Below are 26246 nucleotides of genomic sequence, written 5' to 3' on the forward strand. Positions count from 1 at the left end.
AATGGATGAAACATATCTTCGCAGGCATTGCGGCATTTGTGGCACTGATTGTGTATGTGCTGACAATGGCTCCTACGGTAAGCTTCTGGGATTGCGGCGAATTTGTCGCCTGTGCCAATACCTTGGGTATTCCGCACCCTCCTGGAACTCCGTTCTTTGTGTTCCTCGCCCGTGCAGTCATCGTATTGCTCCCGTTTGTGGGTGAAATCGCAAAGCGAGTGAACTACATCTCGGTGGTGAGTTCTGCCGCGACCGTCTATGTGACGGCTCTCTTTGCCTGGGAACTTTTGGCTACCGTTCTCAAGAGCGATGCTCTTGCTGAAAAAATTTCCAGTAAGGTCCGCACGGCGGTGCTTGGCTCTGCCGCTCTCGTGGCAGGCTTCCTCCTGACCTTCTCCGACACCTTCTGGTTCAACGCTGTCGAAGCCGAAGTCTACGGCATCGCCATGCTCATCTTGATGCTAGTGTCTTACCTCGGTCTCGTTTGGTACAACAAGCGTAACGAAGATTACAGCGACCGCATTCTCATCTTTATCTGCTACATCGCGTTCCTCGGCGTGGGTGCTCACCTCTACACGATGCTTACCGTGCCTGCCGTGTTCGTTTTGCTCCTTGTGGCCGAACCCAAGAAGATTGTGGAACGCATTCCTATCTGGATTACGGGTACGCTCCTTTGCTCCGTGATTTACATGGTGTCCGCTTTTATCGAAATCTCGTTCATTTGCTTGATTGCCCTTTCGATTCTTTGCCTTGCCAAGCCTATCAAGAATAAGGGTGTGCAGCGCAGCATGCGTCTGTCCCTGGCATTTGCCTTCTTTGCCCTCATTGGCTATAGCACGCACCTTTACATTCCGATCCGTTCGGAACTGAACCCGATTATCGACGAAAACGACCCCGAAATCAATATCCGCGACGAACAAGGTAACCTCCAGCTCGGAAACCTCTTCAAGGATGAAAACTGGGTCGCCTTCAACAACTTCATTGAACGTAAACAGTACGGTTCCGAAAGCATGATCAGCCGTGCCTTCTACCGTCGTGCCCGCATTAGTCACCAGTTCCTTTCGTTCCCGCACATGGGTTATGGTGGATACCAAATGGCTCAGTACCTGCCGTACAAGGTGGGCGATGTGAATTACGCCAACGGCGTCTATACCTTCGATGCCGCCGACAACCAGCCGGTGGAACGCTTTGGCATCAAGTTCCCGACCCAGATGAGTTTCATGGGCGATGCAACACTGCCGCAGTTCATGATGTTCTTGCTCTTTAACGGCCTCTTGGTGATGGTTTGCGTATTCGTCTGGAAGCGCAACCGCAACGTGGGCGTGTTTGTTTCTGTGCTTTATGCCCTTTGCTCTCTTGGCCTGTTGTTCTACATCAACTTCGCCGACGGCACCCGCATGGAACAGCGCGATCATGACTACTGGGTGTCTATCATGAGCCGTAATGTTCAGGACTTGAACACACGTGGCATGGGTATTTCCGCTTTGCCGGACCCGAACGAACTCATCGATATGCGCCAGAATATCGAACACGCCAAAATCCGCCTGGAGACACTCAAGGCCCGCGGAGCAAACGATGCACGCCTCGCCGATATCCAGCGTGAAATCGATGGCTATACCAATTCCGCTGTCTGGCAGAACTGGCAGAAGATTGAAAGCGGCTTTGCCCAGGTGGGTAGCCGTGCTCCGTTCCCCGATGCCGTACACCTGGAAGTGCGTGAACGTGACTACTTCTATACTCCGGCATTCATTGTCATGAGCATGATTTACGGTATCGGTGCTGGTATCTTGGTGTTCCTGGTGGCAACGTCTAGCTTTGCTGCCTTTGCGAACCCGGTGGCCGCTGCCTTGGTTGCCGTTTCGTTCTTGGTGCCCTGCATTTCGAACTACAAGGAACATGACCGTTCTGGCCTTTGGGTTCCTTGGGATTATGCTTTCAACCTGTTGAATAGCTGCCGCCCGAACGCTATCCTTTTCACCAATGGTGATAACGATACCTTCCCGCTGTGGTTTGCTCAGGAAGTGGCCGGTGTGCGTAAGGACGTTCGCGTGGTGAACCTCTCGCTCGGTAATACCGATTGGTACATTAAGCAGATGCTCGACAACGAACCGATCCTCAAGCTTAGCTACGACAAGGCAGCCATCGACCGCGACATGGTGCTGGACAACAGCTCTGCCTCTAACCCGAACCATCAGGTTTCTACTTGGGTCAAGAACGCACAGCGCCTGATGCCGCAGCTCAAGAACCGCATTGACGCCATGGAAGGTCAGGAACTTTCTCCGGCCGATTCTGCAAAGCTATTGCAGTTCAAGGTGCATTACCAAGTGTGGGACGCCTTTACCGAATGGGCTGCCCGTACCCGTAGTGGCATGATGCTCACGCAGCACAAGTTGGTGATTGACCTTGCTCTCCAGAATATGGACAAGCCTATTGAAATTTCGACGACCGTCGGTACTTCCAACTTCATGGGTCTCGAAAAGTACATGGTACAAGAAGGCATGGTATACAATTTCGTGAAGGGTGATTTGACTCCGAAACGCAATTCCTTCGATGCTAAGTATACGGCTGACCTCATTGATTCCGTGTTCAAGTTCCGTGGCCTCGGCGACGGTACGGCCTACATCAACGGAGAAACCGAACGCCTGCTCTCTGGCTACGTGTCGCTCTACCTGCAGATTTCTTTCGATGCTCGCGACAAGATTTCTACGCTCCGCAACACGCATCCGTTTACGGCCGAAAGAATGTCCCAGGTGGACAGCATCGCCGCTTCTGCCGGTAAGTACCTCGAGATGGGCATGAAGCAGTTCCCGAGCGAATGGCGTAACTATTGGGCTGCCGCATTCGTTTACGAAGCCGCTGGCCAGAAGGCCAAGGCCCAGGATGTGGTAAACCGCGGTCTTGAAAATGTCCCGGCTTACGAAGAAGGTGGCCGAGCACGCTTGATGATGGCTGCCCGCCAGATTGAACAGATGTCCGACGAACCTTTGAAGGTTGAAGAACCCGTGCCGGCCGCTCCGGCCGATTCTCTCCAAAAAGATTCTGCTAACGAACCTGCTGTAGTAGCTGCCAAGTAATTTTTTGCGATAAGAAGAGAGGATACGAATGGATTTGAGTCTTGTTATTCCAGTCAAGGAAGAAAGCGAGAACCTTCCGGAGCTTTTTAAGGAAATTGTTGCGGCCATCGAGCCGACTGGCTTTACCTATGAAGTCATTTTGATCGATGACGGAAGCCGTGACAATACCTGGGAAGTGGTGGAGTCTTTATCCAAGGAGTATTCCTTTATTCGTGCATTCCGTTTCCAGTTCAATTGCGGAAAGGCAGCTGGGCTTGCTTTCGGATTTTCCAAGGCCCGCGGCAAGTACGTGGCGACTTTGGATGGCGACTTGCAAGACGATCCGCTTGAAATCCCGAAGATGATTAAGATTCTGGAAGACGGCTACGACTTGGTTTCTGGTTGGAAGATCCGTCGCCTGGATCCCTGGCATAAGACTTGGCCGTCCAAGCTATTCAACTTGACGGTTTCGATCGTGTGTGGCCAGCGTCTGCATGACTTCAATTGCGGTATCAAGGCTTACCGCAGTTCCGTGGTGCGGTTTATTCACCTGTACGGCGACTATCACCGCTTTATTCCCGTGATGGCCAAGTGGCAGGGCTTCCGCATTACCGAAATGCCGGTGGCACACCGCGCCCGCATTCATGGCGTGTCTAAGTACGGCGTGTCTCGCTTGGTGTCGGGGTTCCTGGATTTGGTGTCCCTCATGTTTATGCGCAGCTTTGCTTCGAAGCCGCTTCATTTCTTTGGCTTGCTTGGCTTGATTTTCATGTTGGTGGGTTTCGGCATTTCGGGCTATTTCGGCTACGAATGGTTCCAGACTGGTGCACTCCACGTGCGTCCGCTCCTTTTGGCAGGCGGATTCTCGCTCGTGATGGGCGTGCAGTTCATTTCTCTTGGACTTTTGGGCGAAATGATGAACGGAAGCAAAAAACAGAGCTATCCGGTGGCCGAATCAATTCACGAAATTGTAGATTTAAGTTAGGAGAAGTTGGTTTATGGCGTACCCTAAAAGTCTTGTGATTGTTCCGACTTATAATGAGAAAGAAAATATTATGCTCATTATGTCGGCTATTCTTGAACAGAATGAATGTCTTGAAATCTTGGTGGTCGACGACGGCAGTCCCGATGGAACGGGCGACATGGTTGAAGAAGAAACCAAGAAGAATCCGCGTGTACACTTGATTCGTCGCAAGGGTAAAATGGGTCTTGGCTCAGCCTATGTGACCGGTTTTAAGTGGGCTCTCGAGCGAGACTACGAACGCGTGTTTGAAATGGATGCTGACTTTAGCCATGCGCCGACGGACTTGAATCGTTTTTTGGAAACGGCCGAAGATGCCGACCTCGTACTCGGCAGCCGCTACCAGAATCACCGCATTAGCGTGGTCAACTGGGACTTGCGTCGCTTGATTCTCAGCTACGGTGCAAATGTTTACACCCGCATTGTGACAGGACTTCCGATTAGCGATGCCACGGGCGGCTTCAAGTGCTTCCGTCGCGAAGCTTTGCAGGCGTTGAATCTCGACAAGATGAAGAGTGATGGTTATTGTTTTCAGATTGAGACAACTTTCAAGATTTGGAAGAAGGGGCTCCGTGTCAAGGAAATCCCGATCATCTTTACGGACCGTACCCGCGGTACTTCCAAGATGAGCGGCGGCATTATTTCCGAAGCGTTCTTCCTGGTTCTTAAACTCCGCCTAGGACTTGCTTAGCTATGAGGTCGCTTCGCTTTGAGTGATGAGCTCGCCTTGCTTTGCAAGGCTCTGAGTACATTTGCAAAAAGCATTAATCTGAATAACAAACTTCTAGGACTCATACCTCAAAGCATCCCATAGGGATGCGTGCTCAACCCCCGAAACCTCTATGTACTCTTGCTCCATCATTATCATTGCGTACAATTCTTGCGACTTTATCCCGGCATGTCTAAAGTCTGTTCGTGACGCGTGCGAAAATGTGGATGCCCAGATTATCGTGTTGGATAATGGCTCCGACTCGCCGATACTGCCTGAAATCAAGGCGTATTTCCCGGAAGTCGTATGGATTGATTCCAAGGAAAACCTTGGCTTTGGCAAGGGATGCAATCTGGCTGAAAAACAGGCGACCAAGCCGTATCTGTTCTTTATTAATCCGGATACGGTCGTGTCCCGTGATTCGTTTACCCAGGTGCTCGATTTTATGGAAGAGCATCCGGAGTCGGGAACGGTGGGTTGCCGAATCTTGAATGAAGACGGTTCTATCCAGTGGGCTTGCCGTCGTTCTTTCCCGACAATTGTTTCTGCCGTGTCCAAGACGATCGGGCTTGCGGCTCTTTTCCCGAAGAACAAGACTCTTGCAAGCTACAACATGACGTTTGCCGATCCCGACAAGATGATCGAAGTAGACGCCATCAGTGGGTCGTTCTTCTGCATCCGTCGAGACTTGTACGAATCGTTGGGCGGTTTTGACGAAGATTTCTTTATGTACGGCGAAGACCTTGACTTGTGCTTTAGGGCCAAGGCTGCGGGATTCAAGAACTATTATACGCCTTCGACGAATATCCTTCATTTTAAGGGACAGAGTTGCCGTACTCGCCGTTGGGGATCCTATGTGGATTTCTACAAGGCGATGCTTATCTTTGTGAAAAAACACAAGGACTTGTATTTCGTGCCGAATTTCCTGGTGTCTTTCGGTATTCTCTTTGCGGCATTTGTCGGCATGTTCTCGCGCTTGATCCCGAAGTTCTGGAAGATGTTCCTGGATCTCGGCGTCCTTGCGATTTGGGCGGTTGCCTTCTTGGGTAAAGGTATTTCGGTTGATCGTTCCTGTGCCGAAAGGGGTGGCGAAGTGGCTTCGAATTGCTTTAATTATGCGGTTGTTGTCAAGCACTCCATTTTGGATATTTCCCAGTTCGAAGATTGGTGGCTAGTTGGCCTGGTCGTTATCGTGAACATGGTGTTCCTCATATTCCGAGGGGAATACACGGTGTCGAGCCTGAAGGGCGACGGAATCCTTCGATTCCTGTTGCCGTTGAATGTACTTGCTGTCGGCGGTTATGTGGCATTCCGTTATTTTACCCAGACACCGATCGATGTCGATGAAATGAGCCTCTTGCCTTATGATACGCGCTGGATCGCCGTTGTGATGGCCTCTAGCCTTGCGATTCCCTTTGCTCTTCTGGTCTGGAGACGCTTTGCATTTTGGATAAACTATTTCTACCGCATCTTTGCGAAGAAACGTCACCGTTCCATTTTGCTTGGCGGTTCCGAAGATTCCCTGCAGTCCTGGTTTGACCGTTACAATGTGATTCCGGGAATTGAAATTCTCGGTTGTGTGAGTTCCGACCCGTCCAAGGTCTCCGAAGAAAACCGCCAGCATCTGCTGGGTGATCTTTCTTCGATGGAATCGATTTGCAACCGAACGGGGTGTCGTGAACTTCTGGTGGTGTCCAATTTGTCGGGTTACCGAGAACCATTCGATATCAAGTGGCTCGATAGCCTCGGTTTAAAGGTGTTTTTGCTCATCGGAAACTCCCAAATGGGCGATTTTGCCCTTGTAAACCTCAAATATCTGCACTAAAATCGCTATTCCTTACAATATCTTTACACATTGCACAAAAATTGAGTTATTTTTTGTGTAAGTATTTGATTATTAAGGTTTTATGTTCGATACAAATCTTTTGGATATTCTTTGCTGCCCCGAAACCAGGGGTAAGCTCAAATTGGCGTCTGACGAATGCTTGGCCGCCCTAAATCAATCTATTTCCGCAGGCACGCTCAAGAACGTTGCTGGCGAGAAAGTGACGGAACCTTTGACCGAGGCTCTTTCTACCGAAGACAATTCCAGGGTGTATCCGGTTCGCGAAGGAATCCCCGTTCTTTTGGCGGACGAAGCAATTTTGCTCTAAGAGGTGTTTATGGCGGTAACGTTGGAATCACTTAGAAAGTCTGTAGGCAAGAAAAACACCAACTCCATGGTGTTTGCATGGCTTGCAGATCTTGAACGCGTGGCAGGGGAGCTGGACAAGGCTCTCCAGAGAGTCGATGGCGGTCTTACGCTGTACCCGAACGATATTTCGGCAAGACTTGTCCGCGCAAAGATTCTTACTCAACTCGAAGCGTACCAGCCTTGCGTTGAGGAATGTGAACGCATCATTACGATGGATCCGTTCAACCTAGCTGCACAGCAGTTGATGGGCGATGCCTACGACAAACTGGGGATGCTTGCCGAGCGAAACGTCTGTTACCGTCGTTTGCACGACATGGACCCGCTGAACACCTTCTGGAAAGAAGAATACGACGTCGTGCTCGAAAGTACGGCTGCTGCAGCTGCTGTTGCCGCAGCGGGCGACTCTGAGTTCATCATGTCCGATACCACCCAGGAACAGGGTAGTGCCGCATCTCCGCTTGACATGTCGTTTGACGACGAATCCTCGTCTGAACCGGCGACCGCGGATGCCGGTGCGGATACATTTGAAATGCCTGCCACCGCCGATTCGATTGATTCGCCGGTAGCCGAAGAATCCGCTTCTGACGAGAACATGGCAGACGATCCGTTTGCATCTCTTGCCGCCATGCTGCCCAATGGCGATGCCGCCGAAGACTCCACGATGGAAGACTTGTCCGCATCGCTTGAATCTGCAATGGATTCAATCAAGACCGACGAGTCAGGAACTCTTGCCGAAGAATTCGGCGCCGAAGAAAATATTTCCAGTTCCGATGTGTCCTCGGCTCTGTCCGACATGTTCGGTCTGGATGACGATCTTGAACCCGAGGAATCGACCAGCGCCAGTCCGTTTGCAAATGCCGGAACTCCTGTTTCGGACATTCCTGCAAGCATTGACGAGAATGCGCAGTCGAACGCCGCCTCTATCTTTGAATCGGCCTCTATCGAAGACAAACCGCAAAGTATTGACGATGCCTTTGGCGATATCTTTGGCGAAGACGAACTGCCCGAAGAAAAACCGGTTAACGAAGAGTCCGCAAACGCTGAACCTTCGGATACAACCGATACGGATGATTTCTCGACGCAGTCCATAGAGTCCCTTACCGAATCTCCGCTTGATGAAGGTATCGAAGATAAGGATTCTCTTGACGAATCGTCTCTGTTCGAAAAGTCTGCAGAAGACAAGCCGCAGAGCATTGACGATGCCTTTGGCGATATTTTTGGTGAAGACGAATTGCCCGAGGAGTCTAGCGGTAGCGGTCTGTTTGAAAAGTCTGCCTCTGCCGACATGAACCTGGTCTCTGACGAGGCTCCTGCCGAAGAATCTCGCGTCGAAGAAACTCCTGTTGAAGAAATTCCCGCTGTAGAGGCGCCTGCTGCCGATGAACCGACGACAATCGATAATGCCTTCGATTCTATTTTCGGCGAAGATGAACTACCCGAAGAAAAACCGGTAGAAAACTCCGAAGAACCTGCAGCAGAATCTCTGGAACTTCCTGTCGATGAAACTCCGGCTGAAGAAAAAAACGTTGCTGATCTTGAATTGCCGGCTGAAGAAGATTCCTTCAAGCTTGATGACGAACCGTCTCTTGATGCTCCGGCACTTGAGTCTCCGATCGACAATCTCTTTGCTGACGACAAGCCTTCAACTGAAGAAACTCCAGTTGAAGAAGCTCCGATTCTGGAGTCTCCGATTGATAATCTCTTCGCAGATGATACTACGACAGAATCCGAAGAACTTGTCGCCGATATTCCTGCTGAAGAAGCTCCTGCAGTCGAAGAATCTCCTGTCGCTGAAGTTCCTGTCGAGGAAACTCCTGCTGAGGAAGTTCCTGCTGAAGAACCTATTGTACAGCAGGCTTCGGATAGCGCCTTTAGCGTAGACAGCGCTTTTGAATCGATCTTTGGAGCAGACGATGACCTGCCCGAAGAAAAACCGGTTGAAACTGCTGAAACGCAGGAAACTGAACCGGAAAAAACGGTGTCGCTTGAAGAACAAGTGAACCAGGCTGAAGCTGAACTTGAAATGCCCGAAGTGAAGTCTGAAGATACTTCGGACCTTGCTAAGGAAATGGGCGGAGCCTTCGCTTCGATGTTCGGCAACGCTGACGACGACTTGGATTTGCCTGAAGTCTCTGCTCCGGCTGCGGCTGATAGCCAGGAAGCGATTGAGCAGGAATTGACCGAAGCTCCGGTCGAAGAATCTATCGAAAAGGCTCCGGAATCAGCTCAGGAAGCTCTTGAAGAAGATATCGACAAATCCTTTGATAATTTGTTCGGAAAAGAGGACGAATCCGATTTGCCGGTTGAAGGTTCGACTGCTCCGGCAGAATCTGTGGCTCAGCCGGAAGTCCCGGCGCAAGAAGCTCCAGCTGCCGAATCGGCGCAGGATCTGGATTCCCTGGAAACGGAAGTCTCCGGAGCATTCAAGGGCCTGTTCGACATGGATGACGATTCTCTGCCCGAAGAAACAACGCCTTCGAACAAGGGTGTCGATTTCTTGATGTCTGGCGATTCCGACGATGAAATTTCTGCGGGTCTGATTAATGACCCGGATGCTCCGCTCGATCGCGGTTCCCATGATTTGGACGAAAGCCTGAATACGCGTACGCTTGCCGAAATTTATTTCGACCAGGGTCTGTACGGAAAGGCTCTCGAAATCTACAAGGACCTCGCTCAGAAGGAACCTGAAAACGAAGATATTGCGGCTAGACTTTCCGAAGTGGAAAAACTCTATAACGAAAAGTTCGGAGGTAACGCCTAATGGCCGAACAGCAACAGCAGCCGCAACTTCGCATTGAAAAATTACTCCGTGAAATGGTAAACCGCAATGCATCTGACTTGCACTTGCGCGTGGGCGTTCCGCCTGTTTACCGTATTAACGGTGCTTTGCAGCGCCCCTTTGATGTCAAGGTCGATTCGTTGATGATGGATTCCTTCTTGGATGATATCATGAACCGCGACCAGAAACAGCGCTTTGAAGCGAACAAGGAATGCGACTTTGCCGTGGGCGCCCGCGACATGGGCCGTTTCCGTGTGAACGTATTCCGTCAGCGAGGTACTATCGCAGTCGTGATTCGTCACATTAAGGCTAAGATCCCGGCCTTCGAAGACTTGCATCTTCCTGACGTTATTCGCGACATGTCCTTGACCAAGCGCGGCCTTGTGCTGGTTACAGGTACGACGGGTTCGGGTAAGTCGACGACGCTTGCCGCCATGCTTGATTATATCAACCAGAACGAAGCGGTGAATATCATTACGGTCGAAGATCCGATTGAATACCTTTACCGCGATGACAAGGCCATTATTTCGCAGCGTGAAATTGGCGTGGATACGCTTTCGTATGCGAACGCCCTTCGTGCAGCGCTTCGTCAGGACCCGGATGTGCTTCTGGTGGGCGAAATTCGTGACCTTGAAACCATGCAGATTGCCTTGACCGCTGCCGATACGGGTCACATGGTGTTTGCGACGATCCATACCACGAACGCGACCGAAACCATTCACCGTGTGCTTTCGATGTATCCGCCGCACCAGCATGACGAAATCCGCTTGCTGCTTTCTGAAGTGCTTGCCGGCATTATTTCGCTCCGCTTGTTGCCGACCAAGGATGGTAACGGGCGCGTGCCTGCTGCCGAAATTTTGGTGAATACGGCTGCTATCAAGGAATACATCGAAGACAAGGACAAGAACGACTTGATCGAACAGGCCATTGCCGAAGGTCACATGCAGTACCGCAGCCAGACCTTCGACCAGGCGCTCCTGAAACTCTACGAAGAAGAAAAGATTTCGTTGGAAACAGCAATGAACGCTGCCACGAACCCCGATGACTTCGATCTTAAGATTCGCGGTATTTCGGGTACGTCCGAACGTAGCTGGATGTAGTTAAAAGCAAGGCGGCTTTGCCGCAAGAATATGAGAAGTCCTCCGCAAACGCGGAGGACTTTTTGGTGGATTAGGAGGAATTCTATTCGTTGTAGTAGACTGTGCTTCCTGAAGGGAAGGTGACGCTTTTCTGGTAGCTGGAGGTATTGCTTACTTGTGCGGGCTGACCCGTAGTAGCGACCATGTATCTACCCGATATGGAGGGCTTGAATGCGATGTTAGAGGTTCCGTAGTAGTTGCCGGTTGTAAAGCTCACGTTATAGTTCGTGCCCTTTTCCGAGGAACCGCTGCTGAAACCGAGAACCGTTTTGCTGGTGAGGCTTGCAGTGCCGTCGGCGTCGAAGGAGCCGCCCATGCCGCCGCTGATCTGGCATTCAACGATGACAACGCCACCAGAAATCGTGAGTTCGCCGTTGCTGTCAATGCCGTCGGTGTCACCGGAGCCGGTCTTTGCGTGGTGAACGCCGCCCGTAATGGTCAAGAATCCGCTGCTGCTACCCATGCCGCCGCCCATGCCGCCTCCGGGGCCGAATCCCCAGTTTGACTGGCCGCCTTGATTGGTGTTGCCGGAACCGTCATTGCCGCCGGCCGCATTCCAGGCGTCATCGGTTCCGTAGACATCGGTGATGCCGCCGTTTGCCTTGATGTACCAGGCTTCCAGACCTTCGTAGGAATTGGTCACGTAGATGGTGCCATCGTTAATCATGAGGGTTGAGTCGGCGTGTACGCCGTCGTTCTTGGGGGCCGCTATAGTTGTGTAGCCTCCGTTAAAGTAGATGTTCTGGTTGGAATGAACGCCGTCGTCACCAGAGGAAATATCGATCTTTCCGGCATTGATGTAAACTCTGTTGTCAGAGACAATGCCTTTGCCGGTCGATGTTACCTTGATGTTCGGCTCAGAAACAGAGTCCTGGACGATGATATAGTTGTAAGCCTGGATGCCGTCGTCGCCCGCCTTGGTAATGGTGATGTTGCCGCCCTTGATATTGACAATACCTTTATTGTCTACTATAGAGCCTGCATCTTCGCCTTCGTCACTCTTGATACCGTCGCCGTTGGTCGCTGCGATGGTAATGTTTCCGTTTTCGATATCTACGGTGCCCTTGCCCTTCAAGCCATTATTTACGGCGGTCACGTTGATTGTTGTGGCGCCGCGGAAGCGCAAGTCGTTGCTGGTGTGAATGCCGTTGTTGTAGTTGCCCTTGACGATTAAGGTGCCTTCGCCCTTGATGGTCAAGTCGTCCTTGGCGTAAATGCAGGCGCCGGTGGTGTCCACTTTTGTTTCGTTGTTGGAATTTACGTAAGTGTAGGACTTTGTGCGGGAACTTCCGTCGCTAAGCGTATTGGTGGTTCCGCTTTTGGCGACCACGAAAGTCTTGCTGGACATCTGTGCGTAAATGGGCGCGTCTGCTGTATTGCTGAGCGTGAGCCCGCGTAGGTTCAGGTAAACGCCCGAATCGCTCTTGGGAGAGTACACGCGGATTTGTGCGTCGGCACCGTTATAGGAGCCGCTAAAGTCATAGTCGCCGGCGCAGGTGATGACGACTTCGCCACCGGTAACCGTGACGCAGTTGTTGTTGTTTTCAACCGTGGCGCCGCTGGCAGCGTAGGTGATTGCAGGCACAGAACCGTTTGACGGTGTAGCGACGGAGGCGCTGCTGTTCGGAACTGTGACTGCAGAACTGCTTGGCGTTGCATTTGAACTGCTAGATACAGGTGTTGCGGTTTCGGAAGAAGAAAGTCCCGGTCGTGATGCGCTGCTTGCGTCGGTTTCGGGATCGTCAGAATTTTCAGAAGAACTGCTTGCCGGTGCGATCGTCGAAAGGGATGTCTTGTTGCAGTCGGTATCAAAATAATAGAGGCTCCCGTCTTCATTCTTGTAGTAAGAAATGCCGTTTACGGTATAGAGCGCCTTGTCGGTGGTGCAAGACTGCGTTTCGCTTGCAGGTTCGGAATCCGTTGAATCCTCTGCGGGTTTGTCGGCGGATACCGTAGAGTCGCTAGGCATCGTTGAGCCTACATCTGTGCTGGTTTCGATAGGATCTGCGGTGTTATTTTCAGTGGAGCCCGGCGTGGCTTCGGGAAACCCGTAGCTTCCGTCTGCATTGATCCAGAAGGCAAGTGTCCCTTCGGTATCGAGGCAAAGTGTTTCTCCGCTTGCGCCCTGCATGGCTGCGTAGCCGTCATAGACGCATGCGTTAGTGATAGTTCCTGTAGCATCGGCGAGGTTGTCTTTGGGGCTGGTAGAGCTGCTGTCGCTCGAACATCCGGCAATAAGGCCTCCTGCTACAAGGGAAGTAATTCCCAAACAATTCCTTGTAAGCATGATTTCCTCTTTTATGGGGGTTGTTTTTGTTTTTATGAAAAATACATAGTGGAACAATCCGTTTTAAACAAAAAAGTGACTTAATAAAAAAAACAGAAAACATAATTTGGAACGAATTTTCCCGTTCGGAACAAATCGCTCCAAAATGCACCCGTTGCGTTGTTTACAACAAATAAAAAGCTATCTTTTGAAATAGAATACGCCATTTTGATTCTTGAAAAATCGAGACGTTATGAAAATATCACTGTCTAAGCCGTTTGCCCTTTTGGTGGCAGCCATGCTTTCTGTACCGGCATTTGCAGCATCGCCTGTAGTCGGTCCTGAAAATGTCCGCAATTTGCGACTCCTTGAAAATTCTCCGATGCTGTTTGATTTGCATCGTGTAACGACAGGGGAGGGGCGCCAGTTCTTTGCTTATCCGCATCGCGATACAGCTTTTCGCAAGAACTTTGTCGACTCCGAAAGAAATGCATTGCTTTATTACGATAGTGAAAACGGCGCTGCGGTTTCAGGACACGGTTCGGCTTTTGAAAAAAAGAATCCGCGCATGGGACTTGCCATGTCGCTTGTAGGGGGGATTGATTACCGTGGTGGCGAATCGCTTGGCGATACGATCTGGCCGGGAGTCGATGGCGGTATCTATTTGCGCGGTTATGCGGATTCGATTGATTTTGTACTCGATGCTCGCATTTACGACGAAGGGCATTCCGCAAGTTATCCGAAATCTTTTGACGGTGAATTCCTGGAATTCCAGAAAGAAGAAAATAATTCGGGGCTTGAATACACGAGCTATGCCCGCTACCGTGCGCATATTGCGTTGAATTATGATTGGCTGCGTCTGGATTTCGGTCGCGACGTGATGCACTGGGGCCCGGGCTATTACAATAACTTGAGCCTGAACCAGTTTGCGCTTCCGTACAATATGCTTTCGCTCGATATGCAATTTGGCCCGTTGCGTGTTCTTTCGTTCTACGGAGACTTGCGCATTTATCCCGGCATGGGAATGAACAACAAGGAAGAAACGCGCAATATATTCGGTCATCGCTATGAACTGGCTGTGGGCAATGCGACCTTCGGTATCAGCGAACTGCAAATCCAGTACGACAACTTGAAGCCTTGGCTTTTTGTGCCGGTGGTCCCGCTGTTCATGGAAAAGGGGAACTATTCCGAAGACAGCAATAATGGTTCTCTTTCCTTCGACTTTAACTACCGCTTGTTCCGTTCGCTCCGCGTGTATAGCGAATTCTACCTGGACGATATGGAAAGTCCGGTGAGTCTTGTGAAAAACGACAATATCGAAGCGAAGTGGGCGTGGATGGCCGGTATGCATGGTGCACACGATTTCAAGATTAAGTCTCATTTGTTGGAATCGGGCTTTATAGCCGAATATGCCCGCATTGAACCTTATGTGTATTCCCATTTCCATGCAAATACGGCGCAGATGGCTCATTTGGGCCGCCCGCTGGGTAACCAGGCTGGTCCGAACAGCCAGACGATTGACTTTACGGCTTATGGCCGCCTGGACCGTCACGTTTTTGCCTCGCTTCGCAATACCTGGTTCTGGAAAGGAACGGATTACGGTAGCGCGGTGAATGATACGACTCCGCGTCGCAACCACATGAAAATTCACAAGCGTTTCTTGAAGGGCGCTGATATGGAATATTCGCTTACGCCTTCGATCAGCTACGAAGGCCAGTATGTGTTCTTCCTCGGCGAGATTACGTTGTTCAACGACGAAAAGGTTTATTTGAGAACGGGATTCAAGTGGTAATTGCGAACCCACACCCCTTCCAACTTCCAACTTCCAACTTCCTACTTCCTACTTCCTACTTCCTACTTCCTACTTCCTACTGTCTACTACAATGCTACCTGAACTTCTTGCTCCTGCTGGCGATCTTGTTCGCATGAAGTACGCCTTTGCATACGGCGCCGATGCCGTGTATGCGGGCCAGCCTGCTTTTTCGCTCCGAGCCCGTGAAAACGGATTCAAGAATTTAGATGACTTAGCCGCAGGCATTGAATACGCCCACCGATTGGGCAAAAAGTTTTATCTCACGAGTAACGTGATTCCGCGCAATGTGAAGGTGGAAGCCTTCCAGAACGCATTGCTAGCGGCCATTGATTTGAAACCCGACGCGCTGATTGTGGCGGACCCAGGCTTTGTGGGCTGGCTTCGCGAAGTGCGACCGGAGGTCGAAGTTCATTTGTCTGTGCAGGCAAATACGACGAATTACCTGGCGGCCAAGTTCTGGCACGATTTGGGCGTGCGTCGCGTGATTTTGAGCCGCGAACTTCGCTTGTCTGAAATATTGGAAATCAAGAACCGTTTGCCGGATCTGGAACTGGAAGTGTTTGTGCATGGTGCGGTTTGTATGTCGATGTCCGGTCGTTGTATGCTTAGTAACTGGGTCACCCGTCGCGATGCAAACCAAGGTGCCTGCGATAACAGTTGCCGTATGCCATACCGCCTGTATGCCAATCCTGAACCGCAGTGTGAAGACTATCGCGAGCACGAGGGTTCTTTCAGCCTGCAGCGCACGGATCGTCCGGAACTGGATCCGATCGCCTTGGACGAAGATGCTTGGGGCACGTACTTCATGAGTAGCCGCGATATCTGCGCAATTGACGTGATTCCGGAACTGATGGCGGCAGGGCTCGATTCGTTCAAGATCGAAGGCCGCACCAAGTCGGTGTATTACTTGAGCCAGGTGGTGCGTGCCTACCGTATGGCAATTGATTCTTGCGCCGCACAAATGGAACAGGGCGTTGCAACGGAATCGGTCAAGGTGTCGGATGACGCCTATCGCGCGATTTCGTTTGTGGACGGTCGCGGCTTTATGCCGGGATTCCTGCGCGGCCCCTTGCCGCAGAATTACGAGTCCACTCACGAAGATGCTCCCGGTGGCTGCGTGGCCGCTCAGGTCATAGCCTATGATGCGAACACGAATTCCTGCCGCGTGAATGTCAAGAACCCCTTCTCGATAGACGATTCTCTTGCGTTGATGACTCCCTCGGGCATGGCCCGCTGCAAGATCGATTCGATGAAGGATTTCAAGGGTGGGGACGTGGATCGCTTGCATCCGGGTACCGAAGGTGTCGTTTTCTTACAAGAAAACGTTGAAAATCTTTCTTCTAATGCGAATTTTGCCTTTTTTGTGCGTGAAATCACATAAAATTTGATTTTTTTATAAATTTATAGCGTATGGCAGTCGACGAAGCGACAAAGAAACAAGACGAACTGGAACTTTATCAGATTGATGATAAGGCCATTATGCCTTTCTTTGAGTGCCACTGCGAAGAACTGAAGCAGTTTATTCAGGATCGCAAAGGGCAGAATCTCTCGCTTTTGGAATTGCTCAAGCAGTTTATCCGCACATACAAGCTCCCGTTCAACATGCAGCGCTATATGTCCGTACAGACGACATACATTAAGCAGGTACTGCAGGAACGCATGCAGGACCGCCAGTTGGCGGTAAGTCGCTGGATTCAGGAACACGCCGGTCGCCACCGCAATCGCATGATCCAGCTGCAGTGCCTTTATCTGGACCGAATCAAGGATAGGCTGCTGCCTGAAATCCAGAAAATGCTGGAACAGCGGATCGAAAATCTCCAGTCGAAACTGGACGAAAATAAATAGACCGCTAAATCATTGACAATCAATATCTTCTATGAAAAATTGCCTTTTTTTGACTAAAAAGGGCTGTTATTTATTTGTATGCTTTTTGGAATGATGATAATTTGAGCACTAAAAGTATGTTTTTTCTTGTCAAGACATGCTACAAAATTTTTCTGTTGATAAAGTGTTCTAATCATAGGGAGTCTATCTTGACTGCGGAGTGATTAAAAGAGTGATTTGTTTGCAACAATGCGGTAAGTTTTGGGAATAAATATTTTTTTGGCTTTTTTACGCTAAAAACGGCGTTTTTAGAAAAAAATGAGCGGTCTCGATTATTTTCTTGTATGCTTTATTTAATTTTTCCATGCTTTTTTAGATGATTGGTAGAACGTGACAAACTCTGTTGCTCTTTTGAATTCTGAATCTTCGGTCTGGCAGTTGGTGTTGGACCGTGCGCATGTTGAATGTAATGATTATTTGGGTCTTGAAATCCTTGATATGGTCGGATACCAGGGCTTTTTTGACGGCTACGCCCAGATAACAGTTCCCGATGAATTTCGCAGAGACTGGGTGAATGCGCATTATGCAGGTGTTTTGCGCACTGCTTTTTCCGAGGTTCTTGGCGATTCCTTTGTCGATTTCAAGATTTCTATTGCCCCTGCCGAAAAGAATGTGCAGGTGATGTCGACTCCGGCCGCCCCGAAGCTTCCCCCTGTGCGCGCCCCCCGTGTAGCAGCGCCCAGAAGGCGTCCGCGCAATAAGCTTTCTCTGTACTCTGGCTATACGTTTGAAAACTTTATCGAGGGCGATTGTAACAGTACTGCCTGCGAAGCTTGCAAGTCCGTTGCCGAAAATCCGGGCGATCCGGCCTTGAATCCGCTTTTTGTGTATGGCAAGTCTGGTTTGGGCAAGACTCATTTGCTCCAGTCGATTGCCGCCCAAATCGTGAAAACGAAGCCCGATACGCGTGTCATCTATTGCCAGGCTTTCGATTTCGTGCACGATGCTACTGCCATGTACAAGGCGCTGAAACTCAAGACGGGTAATGTCCGTGAACTCGCTACAGCTTTCCAGGATAAATACGAAAACTGCGATGTCTTGATTCTGGACGATATCCAACTTCTGGAATGCAAGAAGTTCTGTCAAGAAAAGCTCGCAATCTTGATCAAGCATTTGCGTACGCTCGGAAAACAGGTCGTATTGTCATGCGACCGCCATCCTTCCAATTTTAACCGCCTGGAAGAAGGCGAAGTTCCGCCTGAACGCAAGTTGCCGAACGCGATTCCGAGCATTTCGGCAAAGTTGCTTGCTCCGCTGGAATCTTGTGTCGCTGTTGGAATCGACGTTCCGGACCTGACGACAAGAATCAAGCTGATTCAAAAGAAATCGATGAATATCCCGTTTCTTGACCGTGACCGCGAAGAAATTTGTCGGTTCCTTTCGCTCCCGCCGCGTGAAAATGTCCGCGTGATCGAGGGGATGCTGAACGGTATTCGAGCCCTGAATCAATTTTGCGAAGAGAATCTTGACCTGAACGTGGTAAAGCGCCTGGTGGCTCCTCCGGGAACGACCGGAGTCGAAGAACTGACGGTCAAGGGTATCGCCGAGACGGTAGCCCTGGAATTCGGTACGGACTTGATGGCGCTTACAAGCAAGCGTCAGGATGCCGGTGTCGCCTTGCCGCGTAAGGTCGCGATGTACCTTAGCCGCGAAATGACGAATACCTCTCTTGTGAATATCGGCGAATTCTTCAATAGGGATTACTCTTCTGTTATCGCCGCAATCCGTTCACTTGCAAAGCAGATGGATAATGACGAAGACCTTGCCCGCAGGGTCAAGGATGTCCGCTATTTGCTGGAAGCCTAGCAATGATTGCTTTGGTGACGGGTGGCGCAGGCGTCGTAGGGAAGGCGCTCTGTCGGGAACTCTTGGCTCGTGATGTGTGTGTTCGCGTGCTTGTGCTCCCGGGCGATACCCAGGCTGGGTTTTTACCCGAGGGGGTGGAGGTTTTTTATGGGGATGTCACGGACGCGGATTCGATCCGCGAAGCCTTTGTCGGCGTAGATTTGGTGTACCATCTCGCCGCGATTCTCCTTTCGACTAAACCGGGCGCCTTTGAACGCATCAATGCCGGTGGAACGCGCAATGTCGTGAATGTGGCCAAAGCGGCAGCTGTCAAGCGCTTGGTCTATGTCTCTAGCATCTCGGTGACGTATCCTGTGCTGACGGAGTATGGTCAAAGTAAACTGGCAGGGGAGTCTTACGTCAAGAATTCTGGCCTCCCATGGACGATTGTTCGCCCGACGCTTGTAATCAGTTCGCCTATCGGTACCGGCGGAATCGAATTTAACATGTTTGTGGCCTACGTAAAGCGCTTTCCGGTGTATTTTATGCCAGGAGGCGGCAAGTGCCTCAAGCGCCCCGTGAAAAGTACGGATTTGGTCAAGGGAATCGCTTTGGCGGGCCTTTCGGAGTGTGCCGTCGGGAATACGTATGCCCTCGCCGGAGAAACGGTGCTTTCGATGGCGGATATGGCCAAGGCCGTCTTGAAGCAGGCTGGCAAGCGTCATTGCATGATTCCATTGCCGTGGTGGATTTCTAAGAAACTCGCTGTCCTGAAAAGCTGGATTGGCGGACGCCCGGTGACGGCGGAGCAGGCTCTTGCGGGCTTTTTGTATGATGCCGCTCCTGATATCGAAAATGCGAAGTCCGATTTAGGCTACACGCCCGGTTCCCCCTTGGAATTTTGATTCAAAAAGCGTTTTTTGTCACAAAAAAACACATTCTGTTTACATTGCAGTTTTTTTTGTATATATTCTATGCAGAAAAAGAGGTATATATGAATTTTAAAGCAAAGTCGGCGGTGTTCACTTCCGCCATTGCATTGTCCATGATGCTTGCCGCTTGTGGCAGCGATGACAATTCGTCGAATGTGGAGCGTGATGAAGGTAGCTCCTCGAGCGTTACGGAATCTTCTTCTTCGGTCGAAGAATCATCGTCTTCCGAAGCTCCGGAACTTCCGAAGGGCATGCGTGCTGCAACCTTGGAAGATCTTGAAAAGAACATGACCCTTGGAGAAATGTTCGGAACGCAGATTTATCTTGCTTCCGGCGCAAAGCAAGGTGTGTTCTCTATCTGGATTCCCGATACGGCATGGATCGCGGTCCGCTCTGATTTTGAAAACGGCGTGATTGAATACGGCAAGTCCAATGGTTCGTTTATGGGGATTACTTCGAAGGTTTCGGACGAAATGCAGAAGTTCTTTGAAAAATCCGGAAAGCTCCAGTTTGTCGTCAAGGACGAAAAGAAGTTGCAGGTCTCGATCAACGATGGCGACTATATCGATGTCGAAAAGGCCAATGTGCCGATCTCTTCAAATTGGATTTCGGACGGAACCCAGTTGCAGGGAGTCAAGCTTTCTTGCAAGAACGGTGACACCAAGCAGGTGTATTCGTTCTACAAGGGGCGCTATATTGTGGAAGAAACGGTCAAGGAAGAATCGAGCTGGTCTGCGGGTTACTACGATATCGAACGCAGCCACTTGCTGATGCTTCCGGTGTTCTTTGATCAGGCGGTATATTCGCTAGTTTCTGCCCAGGTCAGCACCGATTTCGACCTGAATATGGATACGGGTGAATCGTACAAGTGCGAAAAGTCCTCTATCAAGTACAAGGATGTTGACAAGGAAGCCTTGGCTGGCGAATGGATCGCTCCTGAAAAAGGGCTCGATTGGACGCTTACGCTCAAGAAATCGGGTGATTACTCCGTTGTCGCCAAGAAGGGCGCCAATACCGAAGAGTTGAAGTCCGGCATCTGGGATGTCTATGGCGACATGCTAGTGCTCAAGAACTCCAGCTGCTTGCACCCGAGCGAATGTGCCTCGGCGGTCAAGGGCTCTATTGAAGGCTTTGACGCCAAGAAGGGCTTTACCTTCAACCATGATGATGGCGATACTCCGGCGGTGCCCATGACTTGGACTGTTCCGCAGTACGAATAAACGCTGAAAAACGGGTTGATCCCGGATAAATTTTAAAAAGAAAACGCGTGTAATTGGAAAAATTACACGCGTTAATTGTTTTATGTTCTAAATCCGAATTCTGAAATCCGAATTCTGAATTACTTCTCGTGGTGCTTGTCGTGGTTGGGACAGCCACAACCGCCGTTACCGTCGCAGTTTTCCTTATGGCCGTGGCCACCGCATTCATGGCCTTCTCCGCCACATTCGCATTCGTGGCCTTCTTCGCCGCACTTGCATTCGTGATCGCCTTCGCCTTTGCCTCCGCAGCAGCAGTGGTGACCTTGCGGATTGAGTTCTTCTTCGGTGGCTTCACGCACAGAGACGACTTCGATGGCGAAGTTCAGGTTCTGGCCGGCGAGTTCGTGGTTCGCGTCAATCACGGCGGTCTTTTCAGAAACGGACTTCACGCGGATCGGCATCGGGCCGGCCGGAGTCTGTGCATAGAACATCATGCCTTCGACCACCTTGTCGATACCCTGGAAAACGTCCAGCGGGACTTCCTGGGTCATTTCTTCGTTGTATTCGCCGTAGCCTTCGGACGGAATCACCTTGACGTCGAACTTGTCGCCCACGTCGTGGCCGACCATTGCCTTTTCGAGACCGACCACGATCATGTGGGCGCCCTGAATGTACTGCAGCGGTTCGCGGCCTTCGGAGGAATCGATGACCTTGCCTTCGTCGGAGGTCAGGGTGTAGTGCATCTGGACAACGGTCTTGTCAGCAATCTTCATAGAAAATCCTTTGTTTGATTTGGCGAGGTGCCGTAAGAATGGAAGTGCAAATATAGCAAAAAACTATTGCTTTTGATTTTCGGGCGAGGGAATAAATCTCACTACGTCGGTGCTGCCGCTTTTTTGCGTAAGTGTCGGCGGTAATTTTTTTCCGAAACCCTGGAACTTGAGGCGTTCCTTGCGGATACCCTTTTTGACAAGGTAGTTGTAAATGAATTCGGCGCGTTCGTTAGAGATTCGTTCGGCGTTTGCTCCGGCTTCGCTTGCAGAACATTGAATCTCGAGATTCATGGGGTATTGACGCATGTAGTATACGATGTCGTTAAGGGCGGTGTAGCTTGAATTCACAAGGACCGTATCGATTCCCTTGAAGCGGATATGTCTTGCAAACATGTTGAAGTTGTGCCTTTGGTTGGTGGGGCAGCCAGAAATGTCGATAAACGTGTTGGGGGCGGTGCCTGGGCATTGGTCTGCCCAGTCGGCGATACCGTCTTCGTCAGAATCGAGCGGGCAGCCGAGGCTGTCAATTGGGGCGCCTTCGGGAGTGCCTGGGCACTTGTCTTCTTCGTCGAAGATTCCGTCGCCATCCTGGTCTATGCGGCAGCCGAGGATATTGACGGTGACACCTTCGGGGGTGTCGGCGCATTCGTCCTTTGTGTCGGGGACGCCGTCTTTGTCGGAATCCAGGGGACAGCCCGATTCGCCGACTAGTTCGCCTAGCTTGCTGTTGGGGCAGTTGTCGATATCGTCGGGGACTCCGTCACCATCGAAGTCGAGCGGGCAGCCGTTCTTGTCAATCGAAATGCCTTCGGGGGTGTCGGGACATTGGTCCGTTTCGTTGGGAATGCCGTCTTTATCCTGGTCCAAGGGGCAACCGTCATTTCCGACCGGTTCTCCGTGCGGAGTCTCGTGGCACTTGTCGTTGTTGTCGTCAATGCCGTCGCCATCGGTGTCGAGCATGCAGCCGGTAGAATCGACTGCAAAGCCGTTCGTCGTATTGGGGCACTTGTCGAGGTAATCGGCGACGCCGTCGTTGTCGTGATCCAGGGGGCAACCGTTGTAATCGACTTCAAGGCCCGTGGGCGTGTTCGGGCAAAGGTCAACGATGTTGAGGATTCCGTCCTGGTCTTCGTCGACAGGGCATCCGCGGGGGTTTACCTTCTGGCCTTTAAATGTGTTCGGGCACATGTCTTTACGGTCAATGACGCCGTCGTTGTCGTCGTCGCCCCAGCTCAGGTTGAATACCTTGCTAAGGCTAATGGCGATGGCGACTTCAGGCGAGCCGGATGTCTTGTAATGCAGGTTGTTTTTGCCAGATTTGAGGTTGACTGACAAGGCGTCTTCGGAATCGAGCTCCTTGAAGTAATGGAAACCCACGTCGCCCGAAAGGGTGAGGTAGGCTTCGTAAGGCAAGTGCAGGCGCAAGCCCGGAGTGAGTCTGAAGGGGCTATTCAAGAAATGATAGCTCATTCGCGTGGAACGCATGGGTGTTTCGCCCGATGCTTCGAAAATCAGCGTAAGGGTCTTTTCGGGGAAGATATTGAAGCCGGCTCCCCACAGGAGGTATTTTGCCTTTTCGCCGAAATCGCTCAGAAGACCGGCGTATCCGTTAAAGGTCAGGTATTGCCTAAGGTCAAACGAAAAATGGACGTTGACGTTGGCGGCCGGATAGTTCGAGGTGAAGGCATAGGCTTCTCCATCCGACTTGACATACCAGCGGTGCCTGGGGCGGAATCCCTTTTCGGTAGAACCTGTCGGGGCAAAAAGTTCACCGCTAAGACCCAGGTAAAACCATTCGTTCACGGGAATGGAACCTTTCGCGGACAAATGCAGGTCGCCGAGACCGAATCCGTCCAAATCCGTGTTGTTGATATCACCTTCGTAATGGAACGGTATCGATACGCCTAGTTCAAGGTTGTCCAGGACGGCGAAACTCGCGTAAAAGGTTTCATCGTTCGAGGGCGTATTCTTTTCGAGGGTGACAAAATTGCCTTTGGAATCGGTGTAGCCGCCGTCCAGGCTTAAGGGGTTTCCGTCGCTCACCATTTCGAAGGTGCCGGAAATGTAAAGAAATCCTTGTGGAAGCGTCTTTGCCGAGGGGGCGTGAATGCCGCTCGTTGACCTTACGATTCCTACCTGAGCCAAGGCAGGAATACACATTAGGCTTAATGCGGCAAACAGCTTCTTCATAATCCGCTGTATAACATAGAAATTTAACGGATAGGGAAATTGCGATTTGTTATATTTAACCCCGCAATGAATGAATCGAATGAAAAACAGGAACTGCCGTCTTGGCACCGTAAGTCGCAAAAGGCCTACCGCGTAAACCGCATTATCATCATTTTGCAAATGGTTGCTGCGTTTGTCTTGGCTGGTGTCATTTGGTTCGGTGTGGAACGCGTGACTGGCAATTAGGTGGCCTGTAATTAGGTGTCTGGAATTTTTTTGATGAGATTTTTCTTTTTTGGCATAGTATCTTTATTCGTGTTGTTGGTGTCCGGTTGCGCAAGCAAGCCCGATATGACGCCCAAGGTTGACTCAGCAAATTCGTCCGATACGGAATCTTTTTCGGAACGGGCCCTCAAAGAAAAAATCTCGGATTCCCTTGCGATTCGTCCCTCTTGGACCTATTACCAGTATGCCTTGCAGGCCATGGACAACCAGGAATGGCTCTTGGCCAGGCATTATCTGGATGAATCCTTAAGACAGTTGGTTTCCGAACGGTTTGATTCGACCTATAAGAATGTTTCTGCCGCTGAAGATTCGGCCTACCGTGCCAAAATGCCGCTTCGCATTGTGCGCGCCCTCGATGAAGTTTACCCCAATGTGGCTGAACTTGGCGAAAATGCCGAAAATTTTGTGCGAAACGAAGTCTCGATCGAAGGTGTGGACGCCCTTGATGAAAGTGAAGCCGACAGCGCCGCCTTGCTTGTAATCGAAAGCTTCTTGGATACGCTCGATGTGTCGCAGTTTACACTCCCGGTAAGGTTTAACGAACGCGTGCTGCAAGAAATCTACTATATGACCAATTCGGCTCGAGCCTTTATGTCGGGCTCGCTGAACCGAAAGACTGCCTATGATTCGCTGATTTATGCACAGCTCGATGCGGCAAAAATGCCTCGCGACTTGATTTACCTCGCCCTCGTGGAATCGGGCTTCAAGCTCAAGGCCTATAGCCGCGCCAAGGCTTCCGGCATGTGGCAGTTCATTCCGGAAACGGGCAAGCGTTACGGACTCGAAGTGGATTACTGGGTCGACATGCGCCGCAATCCGGAACTGGCGACGATGGCTGCCCTCAAGTACTTGAACCGCCTGCACGATGAATTTGGCGACTGGCTTTTGGCCATGGCTGCCTACAACTGCGGTGAAGGCCGCGTGCGCAGGCTCTTGCGTGAAATGCAGGAAGATTCTACTCGCGACACGTCGGTGGCGGTGACTTATTGGGATTTGGAACTCCCTAAAGAAACCATGCGCTACGTGCCGAGAATTCTTGCGGCCATGGTCATTGGCCATTATCCGGAACAGTACGAAATGACTGTCGAACAAACGTACCGCCCCGATTTCGATACCGTAACCGTATTTGATTCGTTCCCGCTCGAAGAAGTGGCAAAGCTTTTGAAGGTTACCGAAGATACGCTGCGCAGCCTGAACATGGAACTGGTGAAGTGGTGTACGCCTCCGAACAAGGAATCTTACCTGTTACGCTTGCCGGTCGGAACCCGTACCGCATTTGTCGATGGCTACGACAAGATGGAAAAGAACAGTTTCTCCAGCTGGCACCACCATAAGGTCCGCAAGGGCGAAAACCTTGGCGTGATTGCCCGCCAGTACGGTATCAAGGTGTCTGAATTGCAGCAGGCGAACGACATGAAGAGTTCCCGTATTCGTGCTGGCCAGACTTTGCTGATTCCGATCAAGGTGACTCCGAAACCCAAGTCTAGCAAGGGTAAGAAACCGCATAAAGTCCGTACCTATATCGTGCAATCTGGCGATGATGTGGCCTCTGTGGCACGCAAGTTCGGCATTTCCCAGGATTCCGTTCGTGCATGGAATTCCTTGGATGTCGCCGCAATCGTAAAGACGGGCGATACCTTGGTCGTTTCTAAACCCGAACCGAAACCCCAGGTTGAAAGCGACCGCCCGCAAAAGGATCGCCCCAAGATTTCGAAGGGCGCCAAGTATGCTGTCCGCGAGGGTGATACCTTTGCCGACATAGCAAAGTCCTACGGGGTCCCTGTCGTGATGCTCATGCAGGCTAACCAGGGCTTTAGTCGCCGCCTTACCGTGGGCGATTCCCTGGTGATTCCGGAATACGTGAAGAAAAAGGCCGAAAAGAAACCCGCCAAGTCCGAATCTAAGCCGGCCGCCAAGAAAACCTCTAACGAAAAGGTCTCGGTCTATGTCGTGCAGCAGGGCGATAACCTGAGCAGCATTTCCCGCAAGTTCGGTACCTCCGTGGCTAAAATCCAGGAACTCAACAGCATGGGCAAGTCCACGAGCTTAAGTGTCGGTCAAAAGCTGAAGGTCGCGTCGGCCCCGGAAGCCGAATACAAGGTCCATACCGTTAAAAAAGGCGAGGGACTCTGGGATATCGCTCGCCAATACAATGTGACTATCGAAGATATCGTCAAGTGGAATGACTTGAATGATACCAAGATTAAGATGGGTGAAAAACTTAAGATTAAGAAATAAGTTTTTT

Annotated in this window: 18 protein-coding genes; 15 read left to right on the forward strand and 3 right to left on the reverse strand. The window is 50.9% G+C overall.

The window, feature by feature from the left end; all coding sequences use genetic code 11:
- Positions 1 to 5: 5 nt before the first annotated feature.
- From B7988_RS05620 to B7988_RS05650, 7 genes are all read left to right on the forward strand, one after another.
- Entirely contained in the window at positions 6 to 3074 is a 3069-nt protein-coding gene (locus B7988_RS05620) for a DUF2723 domain-containing protein (RefSeq protein ID WP_249268866.1), read from the forward strand.
- Positions 3075 to 3102: 28 nt separating this feature from the next.
- On the forward strand, positions 3103 to 4038 hold the full coding sequence (locus tag B7988_RS05625; RefSeq protein ID WP_073322182.1) for a glycosyltransferase family 2 protein: 936 nt from the start codon (positions 3103 to 3105) through the stop codon (positions 4036 to 4038).
- Between the two features lie 13 nt (positions 4039 to 4051).
- The gene (locus B7988_RS05630; RefSeq protein ID WP_072799187.1) at positions 4052 to 4765 is read left to right on the forward strand and encodes a polyprenol monophosphomannose synthase; all 714 of its coding nucleotides are present in this window, start codon (positions 4052 to 4054) and stop codon (positions 4763 to 4765) included.
- 151 nt (positions 4766 to 4916) lie between these two features.
- Entirely contained in the window at positions 4917 to 6608 is a 1692-nt protein-coding gene (locus B7988_RS05635) for a glycosyltransferase family 2 protein (protein WP_088657160.1), read from the forward strand.
- Positions 6609 to 6690: 82 nt separating this feature from the next.
- Entirely contained in the window at positions 6691 to 6936 is a 246-nt protein-coding gene (locus B7988_RS05640; protein ID WP_073322176.1) for a Trm112 family protein, read from the forward strand.
- Positions 6937 to 6945: 9 nt separating this feature from the next.
- Entirely contained in the window at positions 6946 to 9738 is a 2793-nt protein-coding gene (locus B7988_RS05645) for a hypothetical protein (protein ID WP_141225576.1), read from the forward strand.
- On the forward strand, positions 9738 to 10856 hold the full coding sequence (locus B7988_RS05650) for a type IV pilus twitching motility protein PilT (protein WP_073055084.1): 1119 nt from the start codon (positions 9738 to 9740) through the stop codon (positions 10854 to 10856). The genes B7988_RS05645 and B7988_RS05650 overlap by 1 nt, the downstream gene beginning before the upstream one ends.
- An 82-nt stretch (positions 10857 to 10938) precedes the next feature.
- On the opposite strand, the gene B7988_RS05655 is transcribed toward B7988_RS05650, so the two are convergent.
- Positions 10939 to 13182 carry a carbohydrate-binding domain-containing protein gene (locus B7988_RS05655; protein ID WP_088657162.1) on the reverse strand — a complete coding sequence of 748 codons (2244 nt, stop codon included), beginning with the start codon at positions 13180 to 13182 and terminating at the stop codon, positions 10939 to 10941.
- A 232-nt stretch (positions 13183 to 13414) separates the two neighbouring features.
- Here B7988_RS05655 and B7988_RS05660 point away from each other — a divergent pair, with 232 nt between their 5' ends.
- The 6 genes from B7988_RS05660 to B7988_RS05685 all read left to right on the forward strand — a co-directional run bounded on the left by B7988_RS05660 (position 13415) and on the right by B7988_RS05685 (position 20795).
- Positions 13415 to 14953, forward strand: coding sequence for a capsule assembly Wzi family protein (locus B7988_RS05660; protein ID WP_249268867.1), 1539 nt, complete (start codon positions 13415 to 13417; stop codon positions 14951 to 14953).
- Between the two features lie 91 nt (positions 14954 to 15044).
- The gene (locus B7988_RS05665) at positions 15045 to 16355 is read left to right on the forward strand and encodes a U32 family peptidase C-terminal domain-containing protein (RefSeq protein WP_088657163.1); all 1311 of its coding nucleotides are present in this window, start codon (positions 15045 to 15047) and stop codon (positions 16353 to 16355) included.
- Between the two features lie 29 nt (positions 16356 to 16384).
- Entirely contained in the window at positions 16385 to 16819 is a 435-nt protein-coding gene (locus B7988_RS05670; protein WP_073322162.1) for a hypothetical protein, read from the forward strand.
- Positions 16820 to 17188: 369 nt separating this feature from the next.
- Positions 17189 to 18664 carry a DnaA/Hda family protein gene (locus B7988_RS05675; protein ID WP_088657164.1) on the forward strand — a complete coding sequence of 492 codons (1476 nt, stop codon included), beginning with the start codon at positions 17189 to 17191 and terminating at the stop codon, positions 18662 to 18664.
- Between the two features lie 2 nt (positions 18665 to 18666).
- Entirely contained in the window at positions 18667 to 19548 is an 882-nt protein-coding gene (locus B7988_RS05680; RefSeq protein WP_088657165.1) for an NAD(P)H-binding protein, read from the forward strand.
- A gap of 89 nt (positions 19549 to 19637) precedes the next feature.
- The gene (locus B7988_RS05685; protein ID WP_088657166.1) at positions 19638 to 20795 is read left to right on the forward strand and encodes a hypothetical protein; all 1158 of its coding nucleotides are present in this window, start codon (positions 19638 to 19640) and stop codon (positions 20793 to 20795) included.
- 119 nt (positions 20796 to 20914) lie between these two features.
- On the opposite strand, the gene B7988_RS05690 is transcribed toward B7988_RS05685, so the two are convergent.
- A complete protein-coding gene (locus B7988_RS05690; RefSeq protein WP_088657167.1) occupies positions 20915 to 21547 on the reverse strand; it encodes a peptidylprolyl isomerase in 633 nt (210 codons plus the stop codon).
- Between the two features lie 63 nt (positions 21548 to 21610).
- A complete protein-coding gene (locus B7988_RS05695; RefSeq protein ID WP_088657168.1) occupies positions 21611 to 23737 on the reverse strand; it encodes a thrombospondin type 3 repeat-containing protein in 2127 nt (708 codons plus the stop codon).
- A 66-nt stretch (positions 23738 to 23803) separates the two neighbouring features.
- On the opposite strand from B7988_RS05695, the gene B7988_RS15035 reads away from it, so the two are divergent.
- Together B7988_RS15035 and B7988_RS05700 are read left to right on the forward strand one after the other, a co-directional pair.
- A complete protein-coding gene (locus B7988_RS15035) occupies positions 23804 to 23962 on the forward strand; it encodes a hypothetical protein (RefSeq protein ID WP_158212921.1) in 159 nt (52 codons plus the stop codon).
- A 33-nt stretch (positions 23963 to 23995) separates the two neighbouring features.
- Complete coding sequence (locus B7988_RS05700) at positions 23996 to 26239, forward strand: LysM peptidoglycan-binding domain-containing protein (protein ID WP_088657231.1); 2244 nt, start codon at positions 23996 to 23998, stop codon at positions 26237 to 26239.
- The last annotated feature ends 7 nt before the right edge of the window (positions 26240 to 26246 follow it).

Source organism: Fibrobacter sp. UWB1 (assembly GCF_002210325.1).
Taxonomy (GTDB): Bacteria; Fibrobacterota; Fibrobacteria; order Fibrobacterales; family Fibrobacteraceae; genus Fibrobacter.

What these genes read in the sequence shown, in the direction of transcription:
- B7988_RS05640 (WP_073322176.1), top strand. Translation starts at nt 6,691, where the DNA reads ATGTTCGATACAAATCTTTTGGATATTCTTTGCTGCCCCGAAACCAGG.
- B7988_RS05625 (WP_073322182.1), top strand. Translation starts at nt 3,103, where the DNA reads ATGGATTTGAGTCTTGTTATTCCAGTCAAGGAAGAAAGCGAGAACCTT.
- B7988_RS05685 (WP_088657166.1), top strand. Translation starts at nt 19,638, where the DNA reads ATGAATTTTAAAGCAAAGTCGGCGGTGTTCACTTCCGCCATTGCATTG.
- B7988_RS05630 (WP_072799187.1), top strand. Translation starts at nt 4,052, where the DNA reads ATGGCGTACCCTAAAAGTCTTGTGATTGTTCCGACTTATAATGAGAAA.
- B7988_RS05670 (WP_073322162.1), top strand. Translation starts at nt 16,385, where the DNA reads ATGGCAGTCGACGAAGCGACAAAGAAACAAGACGAACTGGAACTTTAT.
- B7988_RS05660 (WP_249268867.1), top strand. Translation starts at nt 13,415, where the DNA reads ATGAAAATATCACTGTCTAAGCCGTTTGCCCTTTTGGTGGCAGCCATG.
- B7988_RS05650 (WP_073055084.1), top strand. Translation starts at nt 9,738, where the DNA reads ATGGCCGAACAGCAACAGCAGCCGCAACTTCGCATTGAAAAATTACTC.
- B7988_RS05680 (WP_088657165.1), top strand. Translation starts at nt 18,667, where the DNA reads ATGATTGCTTTGGTGACGGGTGGCGCAGGCGTCGTAGGGAAGGCGCTC.
- B7988_RS05695 (WP_088657168.1), bottom strand. Translation starts at nt 23,737, where the DNA reads ATGAAGAAGCTGTTTGCCGCATTAAGCCTAATGTGTATTCCTGCCTTG.
- B7988_RS05665 (WP_088657163.1), top strand. Translation starts at nt 15,045, where the DNA reads ATGCTACCTGAACTTCTTGCTCCTGCTGGCGATCTTGTTCGCATGAAG.
- B7988_RS05645 (WP_141225576.1), top strand. Translation starts at nt 6,946, where the DNA reads ATGGCGGTAACGTTGGAATCACTTAGAAAGTCTGTAGGCAAGAAAAAC.
- B7988_RS05690 (WP_088657167.1), bottom strand. Translation starts at nt 21,547, where the DNA reads ATGAAGATTGCTGACAAGACCGTTGTCCAGATGCACTACACCCTGACC.
- B7988_RS05620 (WP_249268866.1), top strand. Translation starts at nt 6, where the DNA reads ATGAAACATATCTTCGCAGGCATTGCGGCATTTGTGGCACTGATTGTG.
- B7988_RS05700 (WP_088657231.1), top strand. Translation starts at nt 23,996, where the DNA reads ATGAGATTTTTCTTTTTTGGCATAGTATCTTTATTCGTGTTGTTGGTG.
- B7988_RS15035 (WP_158212921.1), top strand. Translation starts at nt 23,804, where the DNA reads ATGAATGAATCGAATGAAAAACAGGAACTGCCGTCTTGGCACCGTAAG.
- B7988_RS05635 (WP_088657160.1), top strand. Translation starts at nt 4,917, where the DNA reads ATGTACTCTTGCTCCATCATTATCATTGCGTACAATTCTTGCGACTTT.
- B7988_RS05655 (WP_088657162.1), bottom strand. Translation starts at nt 13,182, where the DNA reads ATGCTTACAAGGAATTGTTTGGGAATTACTTCCCTTGTAGCAGGAGGC.